The sequence below is a fragment of the Bacillus sp. G402 genome (genome assembly GCF_051172515.1).
GTDB lineage: Bacteria > Bacillota > Bacilli > Bacillales > Bacillaceae > Bacillus > Bacillus altitudinis.
The window spans coordinates 342301-366447 of sequence record NZ_JBPIZC010000002.1; the positions used below are offsets into that span (position 1 = coordinate 342301).

General features: G+C 43.5%; 23 protein-coding genes. 2 read left to right on the forward strand and 21 right to left on the reverse strand.

The genetic code is table 11. The features are described from left to right. Window positions 1–2 precede the first annotated feature (2 nt). The 17 genes from nikD to ACSBQP_RS10490 all read right to left on the reverse strand — a co-directional run bounded on the left by nikD (window position 3) and on the right by ACSBQP_RS10490 (window position 18104). Window positions 3–818 carry a nickel import ATP-binding protein NikD gene (gene nikD / locus ACSBQP_RS10410; protein WP_435028387.1) on the reverse strand — a complete coding sequence of 272 codons (816 nt, stop codon included), beginning with the start codon at window positions 816–818 and terminating at the stop codon, window positions 3–5. Between the two features lie 4 nt (window positions 819–822). After that, entirely contained in the window at window positions 823–1656 is an 834-nt protein-coding gene (gene nikC / locus ACSBQP_RS10415) for a nickel ABC transporter permease subunit NikC (protein WP_017359202.1), read from the reverse strand. Next, complete coding sequence (nikB, locus tag ACSBQP_RS10420) at window positions 1653–2597, reverse strand: nickel ABC transporter permease subunit NikB (RefSeq protein WP_017368084.1); 945 nt, start codon at window positions 2595–2597, stop codon at window positions 1653–1655. Before nikB ends, nikC begins: the two co-directional genes overlap by 4 nt. An 18-nt stretch (window positions 2598–2615) precedes the next feature. After that, window positions 2616–4235, reverse strand: coding sequence for a nickel ABC transporter substrate-binding protein (nikA, locus tag ACSBQP_RS10425; protein WP_435028388.1), 1620 nt, complete (start codon window positions 4233–4235; stop codon window positions 2616–2618). Window positions 4236–4403: 168 nt separating this feature from the next. Further along, window positions 4404–5567: a DegT/DnrJ/EryC1/StrS family aminotransferase gene (locus ACSBQP_RS10430; protein WP_435028389.1), complete on the reverse strand. Its 1164-nt coding sequence runs from the start codon at window positions 5565–5567 to the stop codon at window positions 4404–4406. Further along, entirely contained in the window at window positions 5564–6253 is a 690-nt protein-coding gene (locus ACSBQP_RS10435) for an acetyltransferase (protein ID WP_435028390.1), read from the reverse strand. Before ACSBQP_RS10435 ends, ACSBQP_RS10430 begins: the two co-directional genes overlap by 4 nt. Continuing rightward, window positions 6216–6809, reverse strand: coding sequence for a sugar transferase (locus tag ACSBQP_RS10440; protein ID WP_017359198.1), 594 nt, complete (start codon window positions 6807–6809; stop codon window positions 6216–6218). Before ACSBQP_RS10440 ends, ACSBQP_RS10435 begins: the two co-directional genes overlap by 38 nt. Before the next feature lie 20 nt (window positions 6810–6829). After that, complete coding sequence (locus ACSBQP_RS10445) at window positions 6830–8359, reverse strand: MATE family efflux transporter (protein ID WP_035389448.1); 1530 nt, start codon at window positions 8357–8359, stop codon at window positions 6830–6832. 28 nt (window positions 8360–8387) lie between these two features. Further along, entirely contained in the window at window positions 8388–9416 is a 1029-nt protein-coding gene (locus ACSBQP_RS10450) for a polysaccharide pyruvyl transferase family protein (RefSeq protein WP_435028391.1), read from the reverse strand. After that, window positions 9416–10444, reverse strand: a complete 1029-nt coding sequence (locus ACSBQP_RS10455) for a glycosyltransferase family 2 protein (RefSeq protein ID WP_017359195.1) — start codon at window positions 10442–10444, stop codon at window positions 9416–9418. Before ACSBQP_RS10455 ends, ACSBQP_RS10450 begins: the two co-directional genes overlap by 1 nt. A 27-nt stretch (window positions 10445–10471) precedes the next feature. Further along, on the reverse strand, window positions 10472–11575 hold the full coding sequence (locus tag ACSBQP_RS10460; RefSeq protein WP_017359194.1) for an EpsG family protein: 1104 nt from the start codon (window positions 11573–11575) through the stop codon (window positions 10472–10474). Between the two features lie 14 nt (window positions 11576–11589). Beyond that, a complete protein-coding gene (locus ACSBQP_RS10465) occupies window positions 11590–12720 on the reverse strand; it encodes a glycosyltransferase family 1 protein (protein ID WP_435028392.1) in 1131 nt (376 codons plus the stop codon). Continuing rightward, window positions 12713–13552, reverse strand: coding sequence for a glycosyltransferase family 2 protein (locus tag ACSBQP_RS10470; protein WP_017368088.1), 840 nt, complete (start codon window positions 13550–13552; stop codon window positions 12713–12715). Before ACSBQP_RS10470 ends, ACSBQP_RS10465 begins: the two co-directional genes overlap by 8 nt. Window positions 13553–13554: 2 nt before the next feature. Next, window positions 13555–14694: a glycosyltransferase family 4 protein gene (locus ACSBQP_RS10475; RefSeq protein ID WP_017368089.1), complete on the reverse strand. Its 1140-nt coding sequence runs from the start codon at window positions 14692–14694 to the stop codon at window positions 13555–13557. Continuing rightward, a complete protein-coding gene (locus ACSBQP_RS10480) occupies window positions 14660–16534 on the reverse strand; it encodes a polysaccharide biosynthesis protein (protein WP_017368090.1) in 1875 nt (624 codons plus the stop codon). The genes ACSBQP_RS10475 and ACSBQP_RS10480 overlap by 35 nt, the downstream gene beginning before the upstream one ends. A 165-nt stretch (window positions 16535–16699) precedes the next feature. Next, window positions 16700–17383: a CpsD/CapB family tyrosine-protein kinase gene (locus ACSBQP_RS10485; protein ID WP_008347761.1), complete on the reverse strand. Its 684-nt coding sequence runs from the start codon at window positions 17381–17383 to the stop codon at window positions 16700–16702. Further along, a complete protein-coding gene (locus ACSBQP_RS10490; RefSeq protein WP_025208009.1) occupies window positions 17373–18104 on the reverse strand; it encodes a YveK family protein in 732 nt (243 codons plus the stop codon). Before ACSBQP_RS10490 ends, ACSBQP_RS10485 begins: the two co-directional genes overlap by 11 nt. 257 nt (window positions 18105–18361) lie before the next feature. Between ACSBQP_RS10490 and slrR the strand changes: the two genes are divergently transcribed. Further along, window positions 18362–18832 carry an HTH-type transcriptional regulator SlrR gene (slrR, locus tag ACSBQP_RS10495; protein ID WP_007500131.1) on the forward strand — a complete coding sequence of 157 codons (471 nt, stop codon included), beginning with the start codon at window positions 18362–18364 and terminating at the stop codon, window positions 18830–18832. Window positions 18833–19091: 259 nt separating this feature from the next. Here slrR and ACSBQP_RS10500 read toward each other — a convergent pair whose 3' ends face one another. The 4 genes from ACSBQP_RS10500 to ACSBQP_RS10515 form a co-directional block, all read right to left on the reverse strand. Continuing rightward, complete coding sequence (locus tag ACSBQP_RS10500) at window positions 19092–19316, reverse strand: phage holin (RefSeq protein ID WP_008347764.1); 225 nt, start codon at window positions 19314–19316, stop codon at window positions 19092–19094. A gap of 145 nt (window positions 19317–19461) precedes the next feature. Beyond that, on the reverse strand, window positions 19462–20358 hold the full coding sequence (locus tag ACSBQP_RS10505; protein ID WP_007500130.1) for an iron-hydroxamate ABC transporter substrate-binding protein: 897 nt from the start codon (window positions 20356–20358) through the stop codon (window positions 19462–19464). Window positions 20359–20374: 16 nt separating this feature from the next. Next, window positions 20375–21376: a FecCD family ABC transporter permease gene (locus ACSBQP_RS10510; RefSeq protein ID WP_048001964.1), complete on the reverse strand. Its 1002-nt coding sequence runs from the start codon at window positions 21374–21376 to the stop codon at window positions 20375–20377. Beyond that, window positions 21373–22425, reverse strand: a complete 1053-nt coding sequence (locus ACSBQP_RS10515) for a FecCD family ABC transporter permease (protein WP_035389454.1) — start codon at window positions 22423–22425, stop codon at window positions 21373–21375. Before ACSBQP_RS10515 ends, ACSBQP_RS10510 begins: the two co-directional genes overlap by 4 nt. A gap of 310 nt (window positions 22426–22735) precedes the next feature. On the opposite strand from ACSBQP_RS10515, the gene ACSBQP_RS10520 reads away from it, so the two are divergent. Next, the gene (locus ACSBQP_RS10520; RefSeq protein ID WP_017359186.1) at window positions 22736–24145 is read left to right on the forward strand and encodes a polysaccharide deacetylase family protein; all 1410 of its coding nucleotides are present in this window, start codon (window positions 22736–22738) and stop codon (window positions 24143–24145) included. Window positions 24146–24147 lie beyond the last annotated feature (2 nt).

Below are 24147 nucleotides of genomic sequence, written 5' to 3' on the forward strand. Positions count from 1 at the left end.
CCTCAAATCGTGCAAACAGCTGACATGGATGGACGAGCTGCTAAAAGTTTCTTTGTATAATCATGCTTCGGGTGTTCAAAAAGCTCAAGAACTTCAGCCTTTTCAACGATTTTTCCTTGTTTCATCACCACAACCTCGTCTGCCATTTCCGCAATCACACTAAGATCGTGGGTAATGAGCAAAATCGCCGTTCCGTATTCATGACGAATTTGATTCAAGTGCTCAAGCACCAGCTTCTGATTGTGTACATCTAATGCGGTTGTCGGTTCATCTGCGATGATCAGAGGCGGATGCATACAGGCAGCCATAGCAATCATGACACGCTGGAGCATCCCCCCGCTTAATTCAAAAGGGTACTTACTCAGTAATTGATCTGGATGCGGCAGGTTCATTTTCTCTAAGGCTTTAATTGCCTGGACCCGTGCCTGCCTTTTACTGACAGCTGTATGCCGGCGGATTGTTTCAATCAATTGATGTCCAATCGTCCATACAGGCGTAAAGCTATTCATTGGATTTTGCATGATATATGAGAGATCTTTGCCACGAATAGACCGCATATGCTGTTCACTCAAACCGATCAATTCTCGACCTTGTAGAGTGATACTGCCAGTCACTTCCGTTGTTTTTCGATCAAGCATGTTTAAGATCGACATACTTGTCACCGTTTTTCCGCATCCGCTCTCACCAATTAATCCAACAATTTGACCGCGCTTTACCTCAAATGCTATTTCCTGAACGAGAGAAATGGTTCCTTGCGGCGTTTTCGTATGCACATGCAGGTTCTCTATATTTAAAATAGACTCTTCCAACTGACTCATTCCTTTACACACGACGTTTGATGCCATATTTCTCTGAAAGAGCTTCTCCCAGTAAGTTGAATAGAATGACCACAGCCATAATCACAAGGCCCGGATAAAGCATCAGCTGAGGATTTGTTTGAATATAAGATTTTCCTTCATGGATCATCGCTCCCCATTCAGGCGTAGGCGGCTGAACCCCTAAGCCTAGAAAAGACATGGCTGAAATGTCCATAATCGCCCAGCCCATTTCAAGTGTGCCCACAACCGCGAGTGGCGGCAGTACATTCGGAATCATATGCTTTCTCATGATATTCCAATGGGAAGTACCACTAATCTTCGCAGCTGCAATAAAGTTTTGTTCCTTTAAACTAAGCACCATCCCTCGAAAGACGCGGGCGTAATACACCCACTGCACAAGCATCAAAGCCAGCACCACTTGAGAAAGCCCTGGTCCAAAAATACCGACTAATCCGAGGATCAGCACCAAATTCGGAAATGCCATGACCCCGTCGCACAATCTCATCAATACGTGATCGATCCAGCCGCCTTTATATCCAGAAATCAGCCCTACGATTAAACCGATAGATAAAGAGGAAACAAAGATTAACAACGCACAGCCTAGTGAAATACGAGCACCATATAGAATACGAGATAAATTGCATCTTCCCAATTGGTCGGTGCCTAGAGGATACTCCCATGAAGAACCCTTTAGCTTCATTGCAAGATTGACAGCCGCTGGGTCATGCGGAGCGATCCATGGTGCACATATTGTCACAATGAGCAGGAGACCGAGCAGCAGCACACAGATCGAGATCATCTTTTGATGATAGAAAAGATGTTTTACTTTTGTCATCATGGCTGGCGGCCTTCCTTTCTAGAAATACGGGGGTCAATGAGCAGCAGAAGAAGATCCACTATCAAGCTGCTTAAGATAAAGATACACGCTGCCATCAACACATAAAATTGAATGACCGGCAGATCTCGGTTAAAGATCGCTTCAATAAAAAATCGTCCAAATCCAGGCCATGAAAAAACAGCCTCTACAATAATGGTCCCTGTGAGCAGCTTGCCAAGATTCACGCCAAGTCCTGTCAGCATCGGTGATATCGCCATTCTGAAGACATGTTTGAACATAATCGATTGTTCCTTTAACCCTCTCATTCTCGCATATTGAACAAAAGGCTCGTGAAGCGTCTCACTCACACTCGCTCGCAATAATCTCGTATACATCGCAATTAACGGCACAGCCAGTGTAATGGATGGCAGTACAAGATGTTCCCATGTACCAACACCTTCAACAGGTAAAAGATCGAGTTTCACTGAAAAAAAGAAGATGAGCAAATACCCCAAAACAAAGGTCGGGATAGATGCTCCTAGGAAGGAAATCAACCGGCTCACATGATCTACAACGCCATTTTTTCTCACCCCGCTGAAAAAACCCAGTGGAATACTGACACAAATTGCGATCAGCAGACTAGTGAACGCCAATTGAATCGTCGCAGGTATTCGATAGATCACCTCATCAAGCACAGGCTGATTGGTCATATACGACCGCCCAAAATCAAGACGGACGACTTTTTCAATCGTATGAAGGTACTGCATGTAAAAAGGTTCATCTAAACCAAATTCACTTCGTTTTTGGGCTAATACCTCATCAGTAGGCTGAATATGAGCCGCTGCTAAATATGCCTCCGCTGGATCAACTGGTGACAGATGAATCATACCAGTTGTGAACAGTGTGGCTAGTAGAAATACAGGAATGATAGATAACATTCGTTTGATGATATAGCGGCTCATTTGCTTACCTTCCTTCTGTTACTTCAGCTTGATGCCTGTGAAAGGATGTTCATCTCGATTCGCAGGGAAATCAAAGTCTTTCACATCTTTTTGATAAACAGCTGTCTTTTTAAAATAAGAGATTGGCATAATCGCCCCTTGATCTTGCAAGGAAGATAAGACGGACGAATAAAGTGCTTTGCGTTTGTTTTCATTTGTTGTCGATGGAATCTCCGTCATTTCTTTGATCAGCTTATCTTTATTCGGATACGCTGAGATCGCCTCTTTGAATCCAAAACCATCTGATGAGACAACGTTCATAAATGTATGCGGATCATACGGCGCTCCGTAATTGCTAAAGAAGTTCATATCAAATTTGTTCGCTTTAAACCGCTGAACCTGCGTCGCCAGCTCGACACCTTCAAGTTTGACGCCAACCCCAATGGCTGCCCATTCTGCCTGCAGTGTTTCAGCCATTGTTTTTTGAATCGATTCTGCTGAGTCATACATCATACTAAACTCAAGCGTTTTTCCGTCTTTTTCCCGTATGGTTTTTCCTTTTGGAAGTGTCCAGCCCGCTTCATCCAGTAAAGCCTTCGCTTTGTCCACATCATACTGGAAAGATTTCACCCGGATGCCTGACGTATATGGCATGTTTGTCGGCAAGATGTGATCTGCTACATCCTCTAAGCCAGAGGTCACACCTTCCACCAATGATGTTTTATTGATCGCATACTGAAGGGCGTGACGCACTTTCTGATCTGACAGCTGATCGACTTTTGTGTTCATGACAAGCTGTCTTGTGGCTACAGGCTCTGACATCTTCGTTTCATACTTGCCGCTCGCCTCTAGTTGTTTAAAAGCATCAAGGCTAATCGTTCCTTCTCCATAAAGTAAATCTACATCGCCTTTTTCAAATGCCATCACTCTTGTTTCAGCATCTGGAATGACCTTCACTTTGATTTCTTTGACCTTTGGTTTCTCTCCCCAGTAGTGGTCATTTCGTTCAAAAATCGCGTAATCATCTTTTTTGTACGTCTTTAATACCCAAGGACCTGTCCCCACTGGTTTTTCGATTCCTTTTGATGTATCTCCGTTTTTCGGAAAACCTGCTTCTCCTAGGAAACGAACAGGGCGCACAACAGCTAACTCCTGAACAGTTGGATAATAAGGCTCAGTTAATGTGAGTTTAAACGTTTGCTTGTCCACTGCTTCTGTCTTTTTGATTTTCTTTATGACACCTAACCAGCTATGTACTTCTTTGTTTTTTAAAATCGTATCAAAATTCTTTTTCACAATGTTCGCATTAAATTTAGATCCATCTGAAAACGTGACATTGTCTCTAAGATGGAACGTATACACCTTGCCATCCTTGGAAACATCCCATGATTTTGCTAATTCAGGTTTAAGCTTTCCATTTTTCTGATAGCTCACCAATGGTTCGTAAATCATGGATTGGGCAAACAATTGTGATGGATTGTATATGTGTGGATTCATTTCGCCAATATCTCTTGGCCATGCCATGGTGATCATATCAGGATGATCCTTGTCTCCACCTGCTCCATTATTTGCTTGAGAACAGCCTACTAGTAAGAAGATCAGTAGGATAGGTAATATTGTATTTATTTTAATTTTCGGAAAATTACTCCAAATCGACATAAGTTGGTTGCTCCTCCTAATTGATGCTGATAATCATTTTCATTTTAAGGAGGATGGACTCTGTTGTCAATATCATATTTGAAACGAAATAACAATATATATTCCTTATTATTCCATAAATTAAGGGATTTGTTAAAAAGAGAGGCAGGCTGCTGATGAACGAGCAGCCTATGAGGAGGGTAATGCTTTCTTTTGCAGGGCGTTGTACAGTGTATCAATGACCAGCTCCTGTTCCGCGTCTGTCATGCTTGTACCAGATGGCAGGCAAAGACCTGTCTCAAATAACAACTCAGATGCAGGGACTTCATCGGCTGTTGTATAAAAAGGATAACCATGAAAGAGCGGCTGCTGGTGCAGTGGCTTCCATACACGCCTTGCTTCGATCTGCTTTTGTTCTAAAGCATCTATCATCTCTACTGGAGACATCTGTGCATGATGATCAATGGTGAATGTGGTCAGCCAGCGGTTTGATGTGGTTTCTTGATATTCTGGCATAAATTGAAGGCCTTCAATATCGGCTAAAGCATCTTGATAACGCTCGAAAATGCGGCGTTTTTGCTGAACACGCTCCTCTAACACTTCCATTTGTGCAATTCCTACACCTGCGAGCAGGTTACTCATCCGATAGTTATATCCCTCCTCTTGATGTTCATAGTGTAGGGCATGTTCTCTTGCCTGTGACGCGAGAAATCGGCAGCGGTCGATGGCTGCTTCATCATCACTGACAAGCATTCCGCCTCCTGATGTTGTAATGATTTTATTTCCGTTAAAAGAGTACACACCGAACCTGCCCATTGAACCACTTTTTCTTCCTTTATATATACTGCCTAACGATTCAGCCGCATCTTCAATGATTGGCACATCATATGCCTCACACACCGCTATGATTTCATCCATTTTCGCACTTTGTCCGTATAAATGAACGACAATAACCGCACGGGGTCTTTTCCCAAGTCGTTTTGTTTCAGCAAAGGCTTTCTCTAACGCCAGCGGACACATATTCCATGTCTCTTTTTCTGAATCAATAAAAACAGGCGTCGCTTGTTCATATAAAATAGGATTTGCACTGGCAACAAATGTGAGAGTGGAACAAAAGACCATATCTCCCTTTTGAACGCCAATGAGTTTTAAGGCAAGGTGAATGGCTGCTGTTCCTGAAGATAATGCCGCTCCACTCTTCACGCCTGCATAATCCGCGACCACTTGCTCAAATTCATTTACAAGCGGTCCTAATGGTGCAATCCAATTGCTTTTAAATGCCTCCTCTATTTTCTTCTGTTCTTTTCCACTCATATGAGGAGGAGATAAGTAGATTCGTTTCCTGTCTCTCATGATTTCCCACCTTCTCTTCGATCTTTGATCTCAATTGCAGGAACGCCTACGGCGACTTTCTGATCATGTATATCTCGGGTCACTGCCGCTCCTGCGCCGATTACTGCCCAGCTTCCAATGGTTCTGCCAGGTATGACAGCAGCCCCAGCTCCAATATGAGCACCCTCTCGCACAGAGACACAGCCGGTGAGCACGGCTCCCGGGGATAGGTGCGTAAAGGATTCGAGAAAGCAATCATGCTCCACGATAGAACCGGTGTTGATAATGGCATGCTCACCAATCACTGCATCTGCTTGCACAACAGCCCTTGCCATCACAACCGTTCCCCGGCCAACCTTCGTTGACGAGCTCACAACTGCCTCTGGATGAATCAGTGTGGCAAATGCCCTCTCTTCAAATGCGAGACGTTCTTTGATCCTCTGTCTGATTTCGTTTTGCCCAATGGCAATCAGCCATTGCATATCAGGTATTTCATCTCTTACCTTTTGACTGATAGAAATCGGACCATACAGAATGCCGGTTTGAGTGTCAGCTTCCTCAAATCGATCGTCTAATACCGCACACAATGAGTAATCAGGATGCAAAAAAATCAACTCCTGAATGACCTTACTGTGTCCGCCAGCCCCTATTAAGCCAATGGGCTGCTCTTTACGTATCAGTTCCTTTGAATTTTTCAGCTGTTGCATGATTTGGCTGCTGCACCCCTTCTGTTTTGATGACTTTCAGCAAGGTCATCCATAAGATTTTCATATCGAGCCAAAACGATTGGTGCTCTACATACCAGAGGTCATAGGTGAATTTCTCCTCCCAAGAGAGAGTATTTCTTCCATTCACCTGGGCCCATCCAGTGATACCAGGCTTTACAAGATGACGCTTCGCTTGCTCCTCTGTGTACATTTGTAAATACTCCATTAAAAGCGGTCTTGGTCCAACGAGACTGATTTCCCCTTTGAGTACATTGACAAGCTGCGGCAATTCATCAAGACTGAGCTTACGAATAAAGGCGCCGGTTTTTGTTAATCGAAGATGGTCTGGAAGCAGTACGCCATGTTCATCGCGTTCCTCGGTCATCGTCCGAAATTTATAAAGCATAAACGGCTGTCCGTACAGACCAGGCCGTTCTTGTCGAAACACCACAGGCGCTCCGATTTTCCACCGAATGAGTCCATAGATGAGAAGGAAAAGAGGACTCCCTGCGATGAGCAGTGTCAGTGCCACGACCACATCTATTATTCTTTTCATCATTGCTTCTCCTTTCCACACTAGCGGGAGACAGCTCGTTCAATAGCAGCTTGTTTCACCTTACGCATGAGCTGTATCCGCTCTTGTTTTGTTCCTGCAAATTGATACAAATAGCCTAAGTAGAGAACGAAACATATTCCGCCAATACAAAATAGCTCCCACCATCTCGTCACATCATACACAGCCTGAATGCCGGCACAGATCCCCCATATGAACAGAGCCCCAAACAGCGGAACGACTGTATGTTTATAAAAGATGGTACTTTTCTGTTTCGTGATCTTGGCTGTATACAATGGGAGAAAGACGATATTTTTCATCAATAAAACAACGGCTCCTGCTGATGCAATGCCATATAACCCGAGCTGAAGTAGGTGAGTCAGTCCATAGGCGAACAGGACATTGGAACCGCCTAATATGAGTGTCACAACCGCCGGCACTTTAAATCGGTTAAAGGCAGTCGGTACATAGGTCAGCGGTAAAAACATCAACGTGAAACACAAATAAGCCGCATGAATCATCAGCAGCCATTTCAGCTCCTCAAAGGCTGGTCCAAGCCATAACAGCATGAGCGGACCGGCAAGACCTCCTAACAGAGCCGCGGGGAATGCCACAAATAAACCACTCCATTTCATGGCTTTGGCAGCGTATTGAATGAGCCCCTGCTCGTCTTGATTTGAATATAATTTTGTGATCGTTGGCGCAAACACAACCGCAAGTGTCCCTGCAAGGGTGCGCAATAATAATGGAAATTGTAAAATGGCGGCATACTGTCCAGTCGCTTCTGCCCCAATCAGTAAGTTGGTCATCAATAAATCGATTTGTAAAAACAACAAAATGCCCATTTGTTCAAATGAATGCCACACCCCTGATCGAACCAGCGTGAGACTTGAAGATAAAGAAACGTACCGCCACTTAAACGAAAACCAAGGAATGAGTTTCTTAAAATAATAGAGACCCATTCCCAAAGCGGCGAGACTCCCTATAACGGCTGCAAGCGGAATATGCCAAATGGCTGGTGTTGTCACGGTAAATAACAGAACAATCACAAGCGCCCTGCCAAACATCTGAATGGCCTGTCCAACACTCGATACATATAATTTGTTCGCATAAAATGGTGCCGCCCCAATACCAGACATGACGAAATTGAGCATAAATAAAAGACCCCCTAACACAAAGGCGATCTGTGTATCTTTTGCAAGATGAGCAGGCACATGGAGCCAGTCAACCAGCTGCTGAGACATGAATAGACAAAGTAAAAAAAGACAGATGGATAAAAAAAGAGAACTGACAAAATAGGAAGCGAGATAGCGCTGCGCTTGTTCCATCTCTCCTTTATGAGCGGCAACAGAAAAAAAACGCACCACCACAGCACTTAATGAAGCCGTAATGACCGATAAATAATTGATCATATTTTGCGTCAGATGAATCAGACCAAACGCTTCCACTCCAAGTGTATGAACAATGTAAGGCGTTAAACAAACAGACATCAGCATCATCAAGATAAACGTCATCACATTTGCACTGACATTGTAAAGAAACGCACGGTTCATGGTGATTTCACGCAGTGTTTAAGGGCCTTCATCCAGCTTCCTCTCCCTTTTGTCCGCTTGTTTTCATATGCTGATGAATGGCCTTTTTCACCGCTTCCTCCGTTGGTTCCTTCAAAAGGGTCATAAATGGCAAGTGCGCTACCCATTCATATCCTTCCATGACTTTATGATCAAACGACCTGATGACAACACACGGTGTATGTGTGATCGCACAAAAGATCATGCCATGCAGTCGATCTGTCACGACGACTTGTGCCTGTCTTAACTGCGTCCATAACGTGGATAATTCCTCTAAACGAGTCGTTCGATTCACTCGCTTCCCAATGGTTGTTGTGATAAAACCAACTTGATCATACGTTTCTTTGATATGCTCCTGCAGTTGTTCTCGTTTCTCTTTCGTGAGATATGCCTCCTTATCCTCACGCAGACAAAGCAGCACTCCTTTACGGGTTTGACTCTTTGATGTTTCGTCTAATGTCAGGACCATATCAGGCTGTTTCCACACCTCTTTATTAGGAAAATGCTGCTTCATCCATTGATAGGTGGTTTGATCTCTTGCCATCAAAAGAAGCCTCGGGTGTTGCTGATATGCTTGAATGGCGCGGCGTTCTTCTCTTTTCCCTCTCTTTGTTTCTGTAAAATGAGCAGTAGTGGGCAGCTGAATGACGGAATAGGACTTAAAGGCATTCATGATAAATTGTCTTGTCCATTCTTCATATCGATATAAATCGCCCATATTGCCCCCACCGATGATACAGACAATGTCCTCTGGGTGCCGCGCGTGCTTCAGCGGACGTGCTAGACGATACATCTCCTGCATGTCTACTTCTATGATTTGATAGTCTGGAAAATGCTTTTGTAAAAAACAGCAGCTCGCATAGGCAATCGCATGATCACCTAAGTTGTCATGTGCCGGTAGCAGCGTGAGAATGATCTTCTTCTGATGACGCAGCTCTGGCAGTCTTTGGCGGCTCAACCTATATTGAAGTGGATACTTGACCTTTAAGAGCAGCCACTCTGCGGCATGTGCTTTTAATTGCTGGAATGTCACACTCATCACCCCGATTTTCTCGTTTGATATTCAATCCATTTTTGATAGCTTGAAGCTGCGGCAGAGAGCGGATACACCCACTGCAGCCTAGCAAGGAATAAGATCATTCGCTTTCGCACAGTCAGCTTCGATGGTTCCACTTGTTTCACAGCCTTCTGAAAAGCTTCATGTGTCACCATTTCACGCATATGACCAAGCTTTTTTTGAAAGGACAGGGAATTTTGGCTCTTCCATTCATTGAGCATACAATGCAGCGTATGATTCACGATAAAAAAACAAAAAGCCTTCTCATATGGTGTCAGCTCATCATGCTCTTTTAAAAACAAACGCTGCGCGTCATAAAACGCCAGTCCATGCTGAAAATACTGCTTTTGATATCGCTGGACAATGGATGACAAATGAACCCGGTAATAATAAAGCGGCTCATGAACAAAGGCAATGACACGTGATAAAGAAAAACAGCGCAGCGTGACATATTGATCTTCAATATTCTCAAGCTCACCTCTCAACGGAAAACGGATATGATGCTTTTCGATAAATGCCCGCCGATACAGCTTATTCCATGAAAATCCCGTGATCTCACCATGTAATAACGATTCTATTAAACTTGTCTTATCGGCTTTCTGCTGAGCTAACAGCGTCGTCGGTATGATCCGTTTTGACTGTTCAAACTGAATCCAATATTCACTAACAACAAGATCGGCACCAGTGTTTTCGGCTTCTTGATATAAAGCCTCACAGTATTGAGGAGCGAGAACATCGTCTGAATCAACAAAGGCAAGATACGTTCCTGTTGCTTCTTCTATGCCCCTGTTCCTCACCGCTCCCAGCCCTTGATTGGTTTGGTGAATCACCCGAAATCGCTCATCACGCGCAGCAAACGCTTCAAGGATGTCTCCACTGTGATCGGTAGATCCATCGTTAATGAGGATGACCTCTATATCTGAAAAGCTTTGGTCTGCAATCGATTGAAGACACTGCTCCACATATTGACTAGTGTTATAGACTGCGACCAATAGACTGATAGCTGGCATGACAGTAAGCCCCACCTTTCTTCAAATCTACTTTGTAAAAATCGTTCGGTACGGTAAAACAGAAGAATCAAACGGCATCAGCATGATGCTGTACAAAATATAGCAAACCCCAATTCCGATATACATAAAAAAATTGGTTCGCTGATCAAAAATCCGTGTGAAATAAGGCAGTAAAATGAGCTGATACAGACCAAAGTAAATATGAAATCTTGCATAAATGACATCCTTCGTTGCAAGGATGCCAAACAAAAATCCAAGCAAGCAAAAATTCACAATATAATCACTCTCTGGCGTCAGCTCACGAAGTCGTTTTCGATAAAAGAACGCAAGCAATAACGGCAAAATCAAGACACCAATTTTCGTCACATTCATTCCATTCGTATTCGTTGTCAGCCACTCCTCGTAATGACCATAAGAACTCCCTTGCAGCATCACCACAAACACGGAGACAAAGCGGTCATACAGAGCGGTTAAGCCTAGAAAAATCATACATAACACAAGCATCATCCAAGACCATGCCTTTGTTCTGACGATGAAATAGACTGGAATCATAATGAGTGCCGAGGAATGAAACAGCGCGCATACAAGCACGAGCGGAAAATACCATTTCCACTGACCTTTGATGACAAATCGGATGGCATAAAAAAGAATCGCCGCCACCATATACTGCCGCATGCCATTAAACGAAGCGTAATAATGAAATGTGCCGAGAAATAGCAGCATACTAAGCTCAAATGGCCGTCCATATCGCACAAGTGTTTTGATAATAAAAAAATAGGTGATGATCCCAACTGTGATATACATGATTTGCGGCTCATGTGACAGTTGATTGAGCATCCACAAGATCAATGTAAAGCCCGGATCAGTGGCGGCCTTGTCTACACCGAATCCGAAAATATGCCAAGGCTTGTCATAGTTGACGGAGAACTCATACATTTGTCCATAGGTGACGAAATCAGTTCCTACTTTGTAGCGTATGCCCGCCACAATACAAAGAAATAAAAATGGAAAAAACACCAGAAGCTTGTTCGGCCGCCAGCCGCTTTGTATGGTATCATCACGTCTGCCATAAAATGCAGCAAAGCTCGACCATAAATAGACCATGATCATGTTCACCAAATAAACCGCCATCTGCCAATCCTTCCTTATAATCCATACACATTCATCACACGGGTGATGTTCTGTTTCACATCAAATCCTCTAATGCCAAGCTGAGAAATAATCGTCTCCTGAAGAGGAGGGTCTGCATGGTAGGCTTCTAGTATGGCTTTCATCCACTCATGTGCTGAATCTTGCAAGGACTTCCGTTTCACAAGCCCACAACCTAAATCGACTTCCTTTGTGATATGATCTGAAATCACACATGGGAGTCCAGATGCCTGCGCTTCCAATAATACGAGCGGAAGACCTTCAAACAAAGACGGCATCACAAACACATCAAATGCTTTCATATACTGCGGAACCTCTGAGACAACGCCCGTAAACACAATGTCTTCCATTAATCCTGCTTTCACTGCATACGATTCAACCACTGGCCGGAGCGGCCCATCTCCTATGAGAACTAGCTGAAAGGAGACCCCTTGTTTTTTCAGTGTCTGCGCTAATTCGATGAAAAAAACATGGTTTTTCTGCTCATGAAATCGGCCAATATGTCCAATGATCAGTTTTCTCTCGTGAAGATGGAGGTCTTTTTTCATCTTCACCTTCGCTTCTGGCTCCAACTGAAAAAAAAGGTTCAAATCAATCCCATTTGGCAAAATGTCCACTCGTCCATCGTGCATTCTTTTTTGTCCAAATAAAAAGACACCGGCATCTTCACCGCATGCAACAAGCTTCGTAGAAAAGGCAAAGATCAGCTGACGAAATCCTTTGAGCATCAAATGATCCACCCGGCTAGGAGACTGTTTCCAAGCCGTATTATGTGAATGGCAAATGCGTATCTTCACACCTGCCAGTTTCGCAGCAAGGGCAGAAAAGCCCGTTTGAAAATCTGTATGTGCATGCACCGCCTGATAAGGTCCCGTTTGCTTAATCGTCTTCGTCAACGTTTTGACAAACGTCCATGGAGAGGACGCTCCAATACTTGGGACATAAAAAATCCGCCCGCCAAGCTGACGAATTTCCTCATCGTAATCACAGACATCCTCTCGGTGGGTAATGAAATCAAATTGAAGAACATTTCGGTCGATTGCACGATAGATGTTCATGATCATCGTTTCTGCACCGCCTCTGTTCATTCCGCCCACAACATGAAGTACACGCTTTGGCTCACTCATCCCGAATCGTCCTCCTTTTCACCATAGATCCTCCAAGTTTCCGTTGATGATAAAACCTCATGATCTTTGGTGACATACAGGCACGGATGACCGGCTTAAGCGCAAAGAGATAATCAAACGGCGACAATTTTAATTGCTTGCATGCTTTTAACACAAGCCAGGCATTGTCCATTGAGTATCGGAATTTCCGGCGCTGAAAGGCCGCTTCATCCTCCCTTACAAGGTATAAGGGCTCTTGCAGATTAAAGCCTTTTCTCCCCGCAGCAAAAAAACGAATCCAAAGATCGATATCTTCCATCCGTCTGGTTGTTTTGACAGAACGATAGCCATTTAAAGCCTTGTAGGCAGACGCTCTCATCATAATCGTCCCATGACAAAAAGGCGTTCCTCTTGCTAGCACCCTTCGATCAGGCTCTGAGACAAGTGCTCGAACGCCCTTCGTCCCTGACTCATCAAACACCGTCATCGCCGTACCAACTACATCATATTCCGGATGTGCATCAAGGAAACGAACCTGTTTTTCTAATCGTGTAGACACCGATATATCGTCGCCATCCTGTCTTGCAATCAGTTCTCCATTCGTTTCAGTGAGACAACGATTTAAACTGGCGGCAAGTCTTTGATTGTGTTCATTTCGGATGAGGCGAATTCTATCGGGTTCACGCATGGTATAGTGCAGCACTTTTTCATAGGTGCCATCTGTTGATGCATCATCACATATGATGAGCTCCCAGTTTTCATAGGTTTGACGGAGAATCGATTCAATGCTTTCTTCTACTGTCTCTTGGCAATTGTAAACACCCATGATAATCGATACTTTCGGCTGACGCATGCTCACATCACCTTCTCTGTTTGATCCATATACGTTGTGTAAATTTCCTCCATTGCACTCACCGTTTGCTCCTGTGCAAATGCGTGAGCCATAGACCGTCCCGCTTTCCCCATCAGATGGAGCTGGTCCTTTTTATGATAGAGCTGCTGTAAATAAACGGCTAAACCATTCACATCATGCGGTTTGACTAAAAAGCCGTTCACTCCATGTTTGACGAGCTCACAATGCCCTCTATTTTCTGTTGCAATCACCGGCTTTTCAGCAGACATCGCTTCAAGAAGATTCATCCCAAGTCCTTCTCTCAAGCTGGTTGATACACATACATCGCTCATATGCATCCAATCTTCGATGTGTTTGCAAAATCCCGCAAACTGTACATGTTCCTCAAGATTCAGCTGACAGACCAGCTTTTCATAGGACGACCGACTTGTCCCTTCTCCAGCAAATACAATTTTCACTTGTGGTATATTCCGATACACCTGCGCGCAAGCTTTGATGAGCATTCCTTGATTTTTATTGTCATTTAATTCACCAGCACACAGCACGATAAAATCTTGCGTGGTAAAACCATATGCTTTGCGAAGGCGGTCTTTTTCTGTGTCATCAACTGGTGCAAACCGCTTCATATCGACACCCATACCGGGAACATAATGCACAGCTGCCTTCTCTTTTGACAGACGATCGGCTCTTTCATAGTCTTCTCCATTAATGGTGATGAGTGCATCTGTATATTGAACGAGCCATCTCTCAACTGGATAATAAAGCAGCCAATTTTGAAGCGGTGCCCCCTTCCAAAAGTGAAAGCCATGCGCTGTGTAAAGAACTTTCGTCCCTTTTTTGCGTGTTGTTTTCGCCGCTAGCCTGCCAATGACACTCCCCATCGGTGTGTGACAATGGATGAACTGATAATGCTCTTTTTCTAACAGCTTTTTCAGCTCCACATAAGCAAGCCGGTTGTGCAAATGAAAAGGGGAACGCTGAATCGGAATGGAATGCGCTTGATCCACATACGGCAGCTCCAGCTGGCCATTTGCCGCTGTATGCACTTCCCATCCTTGTTCCTGAAACCACCTGAAATACGGGAGATGGAACGCCTTAAAATGATAATCAACCGTTGCGCAAAACAAGACTTTTTTCTTCATTAGCAAGTGGCTCCTCCTCTCGTTGCATCGGTTCAGGCAATACATCATGCGACTCAATGGCGGCAAACAAGGCCTGTCTTAATTGATCGTCACTCATCATGTTAAATTCGTGAATAAAGCGGTTCAGCACATACGGATCACCATCCAAGGCATGGCCGATATGGATTTTCGGGAAAATTTGCTCCTGTGCTTTTTCATGCTGGTTGAGTAACTCCTCGTACATTTTCTCTCCGGGACGAATACCCGTAAATGTGATTGGAATCTGGTCTGTGGTGTAGCCTGAGAGGTGAATGAGGTTTTCTGCGAGGTCGACAATTTTGACTGGCTCCCCCATATCTAAAACAAAAATCTGCCTTCCTTCTGCTAGTGCACCAGCTTGAATAACAAGCCTTGATGCTTCTGGTATCGTCATAAAATATCTTGTCATGGCTGGGTGCGTGACGGTCACTGGCCCGCCTTTTTCAATTTGTTTTTTAAAGATTGGAATGACACTCCCCCTGCTCCCGAGTACATTCCCAAACCGAACGGCGACAAATTTCGTTTCACTGCTTGCCCCCATTTGCATAATCACCATTTCAGCAAACCGCTTTGTGGCTCCCATCACATTGGCAGGGTTGACCGCTTTGTCAGATGAGATGAGGACAAATGTTTCAACTCCGTGCTCATGTGCAGCTTCTGCCACATTTTTTGTCCCGATAATATTGTTTTTCACCGCTTCTTTCGGGCTAATTTCCATGAGCGGGACATGTTTATGAGCGGCGGCATGATAAATCATATCCGGCTGAAAATGACCAACGATTTCACTCATTTTTTGTTTATCTTGAATATCCGCAATTTGTGGATATAGGCTAATGCTATCTCCATACAATTCTTTCAGCTCTAGTAAAATAGAATGAATGCTAAATTCTCCATGTCCCACAAGCACGATCGCCCGAGGGGCAAATACACAAATTTGACGACAGATTTCTGACCCGATAGACCCGCCAGCTCCTGTCACCATAATCGTTTTTCCTTTTAGGTGAACGGATAGACGGCTTGTATCTAATTGAATCGGCTCTCTTCCAAGCAAATCCTCTGGCTGTACATCCCGCAATTGATTCAGCGCATGGGTTCCTTTTAAAATCTGTTCCATTTCCGGCATAATCTGTGTTTTGATTCCAGTCGCTACACATTCCTTATACAGTCCTTTTAATGTGTGACTGCTTTTGGATGGAATGGCGATAATGATTTTTTGAATATCCATCATCACAACAGCCGTTTGAATATGTTCTTTTCCCCCAAGAACAGGCAGCCCCATAATTTCAAGCTTATGCTTTGTTTTGTCATCATCAATGAAAGCGACCGGCTCAATATGTACATCACTCGACTGCTGAAGCTGACGAACGATAATGGTCCCGGCTGATCCAGCGCCAATGATTAGTGCCCGCTCCTTTTCAACTTGATACCGCTTCGCACCATCATGAAACAGCCTGGATGCCATACGAGATGCACCGATGAATAACACATGGAAAAGCCAGACAATAAATAAAAAGCGAAATGGCCATGTCTGCACAAAAATGTACAGCATCGTCATGGAAAATAAAAATGAACACGCAAAGGTCTTCATTAAAGAAAATAGCTCTCTAACCCCTGTATAGGCCCATACTTGCTTGTACACGTGAAAAATATACGAAAACAAATGGTGCCCGATCAGTAGACTGAGCGAAGAAATGACGAGCATTTCAAATGTATATACGGTTAACGCTGCCTCTTGAACAAATTGAAAGCCAAAAAAGACGGCTACTAAAATGAGATATGAATCTAGTGCCACGATGATTGATAATCTTTGGGCGTAAGTCAACGCTCCTCCCCCTTTTTAATGCATCACTATTCTTACATAAAATGGGCATCAAACCCGTCCTCACATCCCACTACCGATGACGAGCATCTAAGGCATATGTCATGCCCACAGCAGGATCGAGTGCCTCCGTTGTTAAAGATTAGGAGACATCACCTATCAATCTCTTTAATACATATAGTGCCTTCCCTTTTTCACTTTCTTGCCATTTAGCATCGCCCCAAGCAGTTTCCCTGTCGTCCCCTCTAATACTTCTTTTGATTTCTTCACAGCGGCAATCTTCGTTTTACCGCTTAAAACCACAAGAATGCTTCCATCCGTTCGGTTCGCTAATATTTTTGCATCGGCTACAGGCAGAAGCGGTGTGGAATCAACAATCACCATGTCATACTGCTGCTCAATCTCGTAAAATAGCTGCTTCATCACAGAGGAGGAAAGCAGCTCAGCGGGATTTGGCGGAATGGTCCCACTCGGAAGCAGCTCTAAATGCTCAATCGGAGTAGGCAAAATAGCTTCCTCCAAACTGCAATTATTTAATAGCACATTGGTCAAACCGGTGTGCGGACTCAGATCAAAATATTCATGAATGGCTGGTTTACGTAAATCAGCATCCATGAGCAAAACCCGTTTTTTCTGCTGTGCAAAAACAGCTGCCAAGTTTGCAGCCGTAAATGATTTTCCTTCCTTCGGCAAGGAGGATGTGACCAATATCGACTTCAGCCTCGTTTGAATCGACGTGAATTCGATGTTCGTTCGGATCGTTCGGAATTGTTCCGCAATGACAGAGTGAGGATTTAATACAGAAATACAGGATAAATCTCTTTTTTCTCGTTTTTTCCTCTTAAAAATCAATGTTCTGTCCTCCCGTTATGACGGACTGCTTGTCTTTTTTTGCCCTCCTGTCTGCATGCATCTGATAGACACTACCGAGCGACGGCAATCCGATCTCTTCTCTTATTTGATGTGTTCGTTTCACCGTATCATCGAGTAAATTCATTAAGAAAATGAGTGTCATTCCCCCTAATACAGAGGCGCCTAGTGCCAGAACGATGTGAACGAATTTACGTGAGTTCATTAGTATCGTGTTGGACAGCTTGGCTTCAGACAAAACATTAATGCGATCCATATTCATGGTTTTTTTGATTTCTTCTTGCAGCACCTCTGTGGCTGTATTCGCAATGGCTACTGCCTTCGCTCGGTCCTCATCTTGTACAGAAATATTTATGACCTCTGACTCATTTTCTGTACTTGTGGCAATTTTGTGTTTTAATCCTTCCGCCGATTCTGTAAGATTGAGTGTTTCTTTTACTTTTTCAATAACGATTGGACTTTTTAATAGGACTTGAAAGGTACGTGTATATTGAAGGTTCATCTGAATATCGTTTAAATTCGCTTGTGCATCATTGCTTCGTTTATGAACAAGAATTTGAGTGGTTGCCTGATATACAGGAGTCGAGACATAGAACTGATAGTAGGCTGAAATGCCCGTTACGATCAGGACAATCAGGATCAGAAGGGCCATTTTCTCTTTTATGACAGAAAACAGCTGCTTAAAACCTATATTCTCATTCATAGATACCTCCCGATTTCATCATAAAAAGGTTATATATGGTTTCTTTTTGTTAATGATTGGATTATAAAAGATAATACCCGCAAAGAAAAATGTCATAATAGGTCTTATAGTTCTTTTTAAAGAACGAAATCGTTCGTTTTCTTTTGTTTACTTCCTGTTTCTTACGTTTTTGAATTTTATAAAGAACAATTTATTTCTTATAATGAACGAAAAGGTCGCAGAACGATTCGCCGGGGAGAAGGGAGATCATATATCGAATGATAGGAAAGGTGATACGCATTTACCGAAAGAGGAAAGGATACTCAATCCAGCAGCTGGCTGAAGATGCCCATGTCTCTAAATCGTATTTGAGTAAAATTGAGCGTGGTGTCCATCGTAATCCATCTGTCCAGTTTTTAAAAAAGGTATCCTCATCACTAGACATTGATTTACAAGAGCTGTTTGATGCAGAAACGATGATGTTTCATTACGCTGAGGGCGGTGAACAGGAGTGGCGGGATCATATCGTTCATGCCGTCCAATCTGGCATGCCTAAAGAAGAACTGTATCAGCTGCTCCAAACCTACAGAAAGGAGCAGGAAGGAAAGACGTTACATGTCCATCATAGAAAGCTGACCGACTCAAATATGTCAGAATGGAAGCGTCTCATGAGTGAAGCAAAGGCCATTGGCTTAACCATCGAGGAAGTGAAAGCGTTTCTTACCAATATGGGAGAACACCGGGCGTAAGCCACTGAGATCAAACCAATTTGCGGGGAGAGGCGCTTGTCGCTTCGATGAAATAGAGCCTTTTTATATGAAAAGGCTCTTTTCAGTTTATGGACAAAGGGCTAAAATGAACTTATTTTAGCCCTTTGTCTTCTTTTCAGCGTGATAGAAAACCTTTGCAGTCTAGTAAGGACGAGCACCAGCGCGCAGGACTGACACCGAATGCGAGGGTTTGTCTACATGCTGAGAGCCTTTTTGCATGAAAAGGCTCTGTTTTCTGTTATTCTTCTTTTTTGGTTCGTGCTTTTTTCGTAATATCATTGTTCTTCCAATAGGCCCATAGTGATGTGATGCCAAGAAAGGCTAACGTAATGAATTGCTGCACACCTTCTTCATCAATTGGAATTGGGCTTTTTCCTGCAGCAGTGAGAGCGCTGTTCACAAGTGCCAATAAAAGCAGCACAAGCCTCGCAATAGTGCCTGCACTAATTTTTTGAACCTTCAACTGTAACCCCTCCCCTTATCCTTTCATACGGGCGATACTGCTCGTTCCCTCTCATATGTATGCAAAAAGCGAATGAATAGAAGAACGAATCAAAAAAAGAGACATCATTCCTAGATGCGGAATGATGCCTTGATTTATCTGCTGTTTATTTAGAGAACATCTTTTTTGCTTCATCCATTGCCATTTTGTTTCCTAGAGCTGAATAATCTAACCATGGCTGATCTGCAATCGGATACACTTGGTTTTTCTTCACGGCTTTTAGGCCTTTCCAAATCGGCGTCTGCTCTAACTGTTTGAATGCCTGTTGCGCCTTATCATCACGGTTCACGACGACAAAAATAGCATCTGCATCAAAGTCAGGAAGCACTTCTTGAGAAATGACTTCAAATGGACGTTTGCTGTCCAGTTTTTTCACACCATCTACAGGTGTCAGTCCTAAATCATCGTATAAAATTGGCCCCATCGGACGTTTCATACTAAATACTCGAAGCTCTTTTGCTGTTACACGAATCGCCATCACTTTTCCATTTCCAATCTTTTTCTGGATGAGTGATTTGACTTCTTTTGCTTCTTGATTGTAGTCCTTAATATATTGATCGGCTTCTTTTTCTTTATTGACGAGCTTGCCGATTTTTTTTAAATGATCACGCCATGTGCCATCATTTAAATTAAACACTTCGGTTTTGGCGATTTTCTTGTATTTTGATAAGTCTTGTCCAGCTAGTTCTTCATCGACGTAAATGACATCTGGTTTTAAAGCAAGCAATGACTCCATATCAGGATCTGCTGCGATGCCCAGCTTCTTCGTTTGGCTAAGCTGCTTTTTCGCATGTGGAAGGAAATCTTTTAAGTCTCCCCCTACAACAGAGCCAGCAGGTTTTATCCCGAGTGCTAATAAGTCATTTGTTAAATGAATTGACAAGGACGCAATCTTAGGTGTTCCGTTTTCATCTTGATTTGTTGTCTTCTTTGTTTCCTGTTGACCACAAGCGGCCAGAATCAAGAAACAGAGCGTTAAACCAAACACAAGTACTTTTTTCATGATGAGTTCCTCTTTCTTATTTTGTTTTTGTTAATAAATAGAGAAAATAAGGTGCTCCGATAAAAGCCACAACCACACCCGCTGGGATGGCATTTGGGGCAAATATGGAACGTCCGAGTGTATCGGCACTGACCAAAATCAACAATCCAAGCAAGGCGCTCACTGGTAAAAAATATTGGTGCAGTGAGCCAACAAGACGCCTCGCCAAATGAGGTGCAACAAGGCCAATAAAACCAATTCCGCCTGTCATCGATACACTTGCACTCGCTAGACCAACAGCTAAGGTGAGTAGCAACAGACGTTTACGCTGTACACGTACGCCAACACTTGAGGCGACGGCATCACCTAACGTTAACGCATTGAGTGTGCTGGACTGCATGAGCGTAAGCGGGACAAGACATACGATCCAAGGCAGGAGCGCAAGTACATGAATCCAGTCTCTTCCCCATACATTTCCCACAAGCCACCTTGAAGCGAAGGTATATGTATCTTCATCCAGTTTCAATGACAAATATAACGTCAATGCACTAAACCCCGCAGCTACGGCAATTCCAACAAGAATCAGCCGGATAGGTACAAGCCCTTCATGCCTGTCGTACGCAAGAAGAACGATGACTGACGCCGCAAGTAGGCCTCCACCAAATGTAAAGAGCGGAATGAGTAAAGATGGATTTCCTTCTAGTACGTGAAAATACGTCACAAAGATGATTAAGCCGAATGCGGCTCCTGCATTCAGACCAATAATCCCAGGATCAGCCAGTGGATTGCGGGATAAACTCTGCAAAATGCCACCTGCGATGCCTAGACCTATTCCAGCTAGTATCGTCACGACGATTCGAGGCAGACGATAATCAAACAGCACCGTCTCACTTTGGAAATCTCCAAAGCCAAATAACGTTTTGACGACAACGAGAGGACTGAGTTTCAGCGTGCCGGTATTTAAACTATACAGCACGACAGCCGCACTCAGACAAAGCAAAACGGCTGTCACGACAAGAGCACGCCGTTTCTCTTTCATGACAGGTTCCTCCCTTCTTTTCTGGCAATATATAAGAAGAAAGGAACACCAACAAGTGCCACCATAACGCCAATGGCAAGCTCTCTTGGCGGATTTACTGTCCGGCTGGCAAGATCAGCGAAGACGAGAAGCATTGCGCCTAAAATCGCTGACATCGGAATGACGAAACGATAATTGACCCCAACCAGCTTTCGTGCAATATGTGGAATGACAAGCCCGACAAACCCAATAGACCCAACCGCCGATACAGACACGCCTGCCAGCAGAACCGCAGCAGCCATACCTAGTATTCGCACTTGCCTGGTTTTCACCCCTAAATTCGCAGCTACATCTTCACCAAGTGATAATAACGAGAGGGATCGTCCTAATAACATCGCCCAAACGATGACAATGAGAATGACTGGAGCAAGGATCATCAGCTGCGGCCATTTGACACCTGCCACACCCCCTGCATACCAAAAAGCCAGATCCTGACTGAGATCAAAGTAAATGGCGATACCCGAGCTTAGCGCATGCAGCAATGCGGCAACAACAGCTCCAGCTACAGTGAGCCGAAGTGGGGTCAGCACGCCGCCAGCCGCCCCAATGGCAAAGATCAGCAGTGTACTGAGAACGGCACCAAAAAAAGAAAATAACATCAATGCGGAATAAGGCATTCCTGGAAAAAAAGCAAAACAGAGAGCGACTACAAACATCGCACCGCCGTTAATGCCTAATATCCCCGCATCTGCCAGCGGATTTCTTGTAATGCCTTGCATCAGCGCACCTGCCACAGCAAACGCCGCTCCAACAAGCGCCGCTCCTAGCACACGAGGAAGCCTTAATTCATGAATGATCTGCTGCTCTGTCACATGAGAGTGATAGTCAAACACAGCTGTCCAGACCGTTTGCAAAGACAATGACTTTGCACCGTAGGAAACAGCCAAAAACATAGCCGCCAATAAACCAATGACAGCGAGAAAAAACAATAAAAAGAACAAAATAGGTGATGATCGTTTTTGTTGAGATGTTCGCTTATCCGGCAAAATCGGTGTCATCCTTTTCTTCATTAAAAGTCAGTTTGAAAATGAGAATCATAATCATCAAAATTATAGCCGTCAGCCTCTGAAAAATCAATGTACGGCTCAATTTTTTAATTATTGAAGGTATTGGTAGACGGCAAATAAGAGAATTCTTTCCTTCTGCTTTTTTTCGTTCTGAAAGACCTATCATTTTTTACAGTAGTTTAATAGGAAAATAGTTGACATTCCGCATGAAAATCCCCTAAAATTACAAAAGTAAGTCAAATGTTATAAAAATATTACAAACAGATGTCAAAGAAATAAAGAATGACCCGTCATGAGAGGAGAATTGAAAGTTGTGTCAGTAAAGGGAAAATGGAGTATCATCCTATTTGCGCTTGCCATCGTCATTGGAGCAGTTGCATTCTTTCAAAATCAGCAAGCAAGCGGTACAGAGAAGAAAAATGTGAAGCAGGATACGAATTATAAAAATGTTGAAATTGTCACTCTTGTAAATGACGGGAAGTTTATGAGATATGCGGTGAACTATCCACTTTTTCATCAAAAAAAGCTAGATGACAAGATTCAAAGCTATGCGAATTCAGCATTAGAGCATTTCAAAAAGACATTTAGTGAAGCAAAGGACATTGATGAAAACAAACGGTTTGAACTGAATATTGACTATGACATGGTGCACTATGCAAAACAATCTGCGGCCATTTATTTTACGACCTACACATATACAGGTCAGCAAAATGGGACCACTCATCACGTCACAATCAATTTTGATTTTCAGAAAAAAGACTTTCTTGACACAAAAGATTTATTTCAACCCAAAAAGGACTATTTGAAAAAATTATCCTATATTACATACACGGAGCTTAAAAAAGATAAAACCTTGTCTAAGGATCTATCACTCCTTCAAAAAGGAACAGCCCCTACTGATCAAAACTTCAGTCAATTCGCCTTAAAAGAGAAATATATAGAGTTCTATTTCCCAGCTTCTCAAGTAGCCGCAAAGGACTTAGGTCCGCAAACGCTGGCGATCAAAAAGACGCTACTAAAAGATATCTTGAAGCCGGAATATATGAATAAGACCAAAAATCAGAATGAAATCAAAGAACCAAATCCAAAAAGAAAAGCCGTCAAGCTGCCGCAAAAGCCAAAGCTTGATCCGAATAAAAAAGCCATCGCACTCACATTTGATGACGGTCCAAACCCAGCCACAACTTCAACCATTTTAGCAGCGCTAAAGGAAAATAAAGGACACGCCACCTTTTTCGTATTAGGAAGCAGGGTTCAGTATTATCCTGGAATGCTTGCCGACATTTTAAAGGGCGGAAATGAGATCGGAAACCATTCATATAATCATCCTTTATTAACGAGACTCCCTCTAAAAGAAGCGGTCAAACAAGTAAAAGACACGCAGAAACTGATTGAAAAGGCCAGCGGTTATACTCCTACGCACTTTAGACCGCCATATGGAGGAACAAATCCCGACATCAATCAAGCGGTTGGCATGAACGTTTCATTGTGGGATGTCGATCCTGAAGACTGGAAAATTCGCAACAGCCAGCAGATCACAAACCATGTTCTCTCACATGCAGCAGATGGCAAAACCGTACTCATGCACGATATTTATGACAGCTCTGCTCGAGCAGCAGTGAAGATCATACATGAACTCACCAAACAAGGCTACCAGCTTGTCACAGTCAGCGAACTTGAACAATTGAAAAAAGAACGAAACGAACAGACCCCTGTACAGTAAAC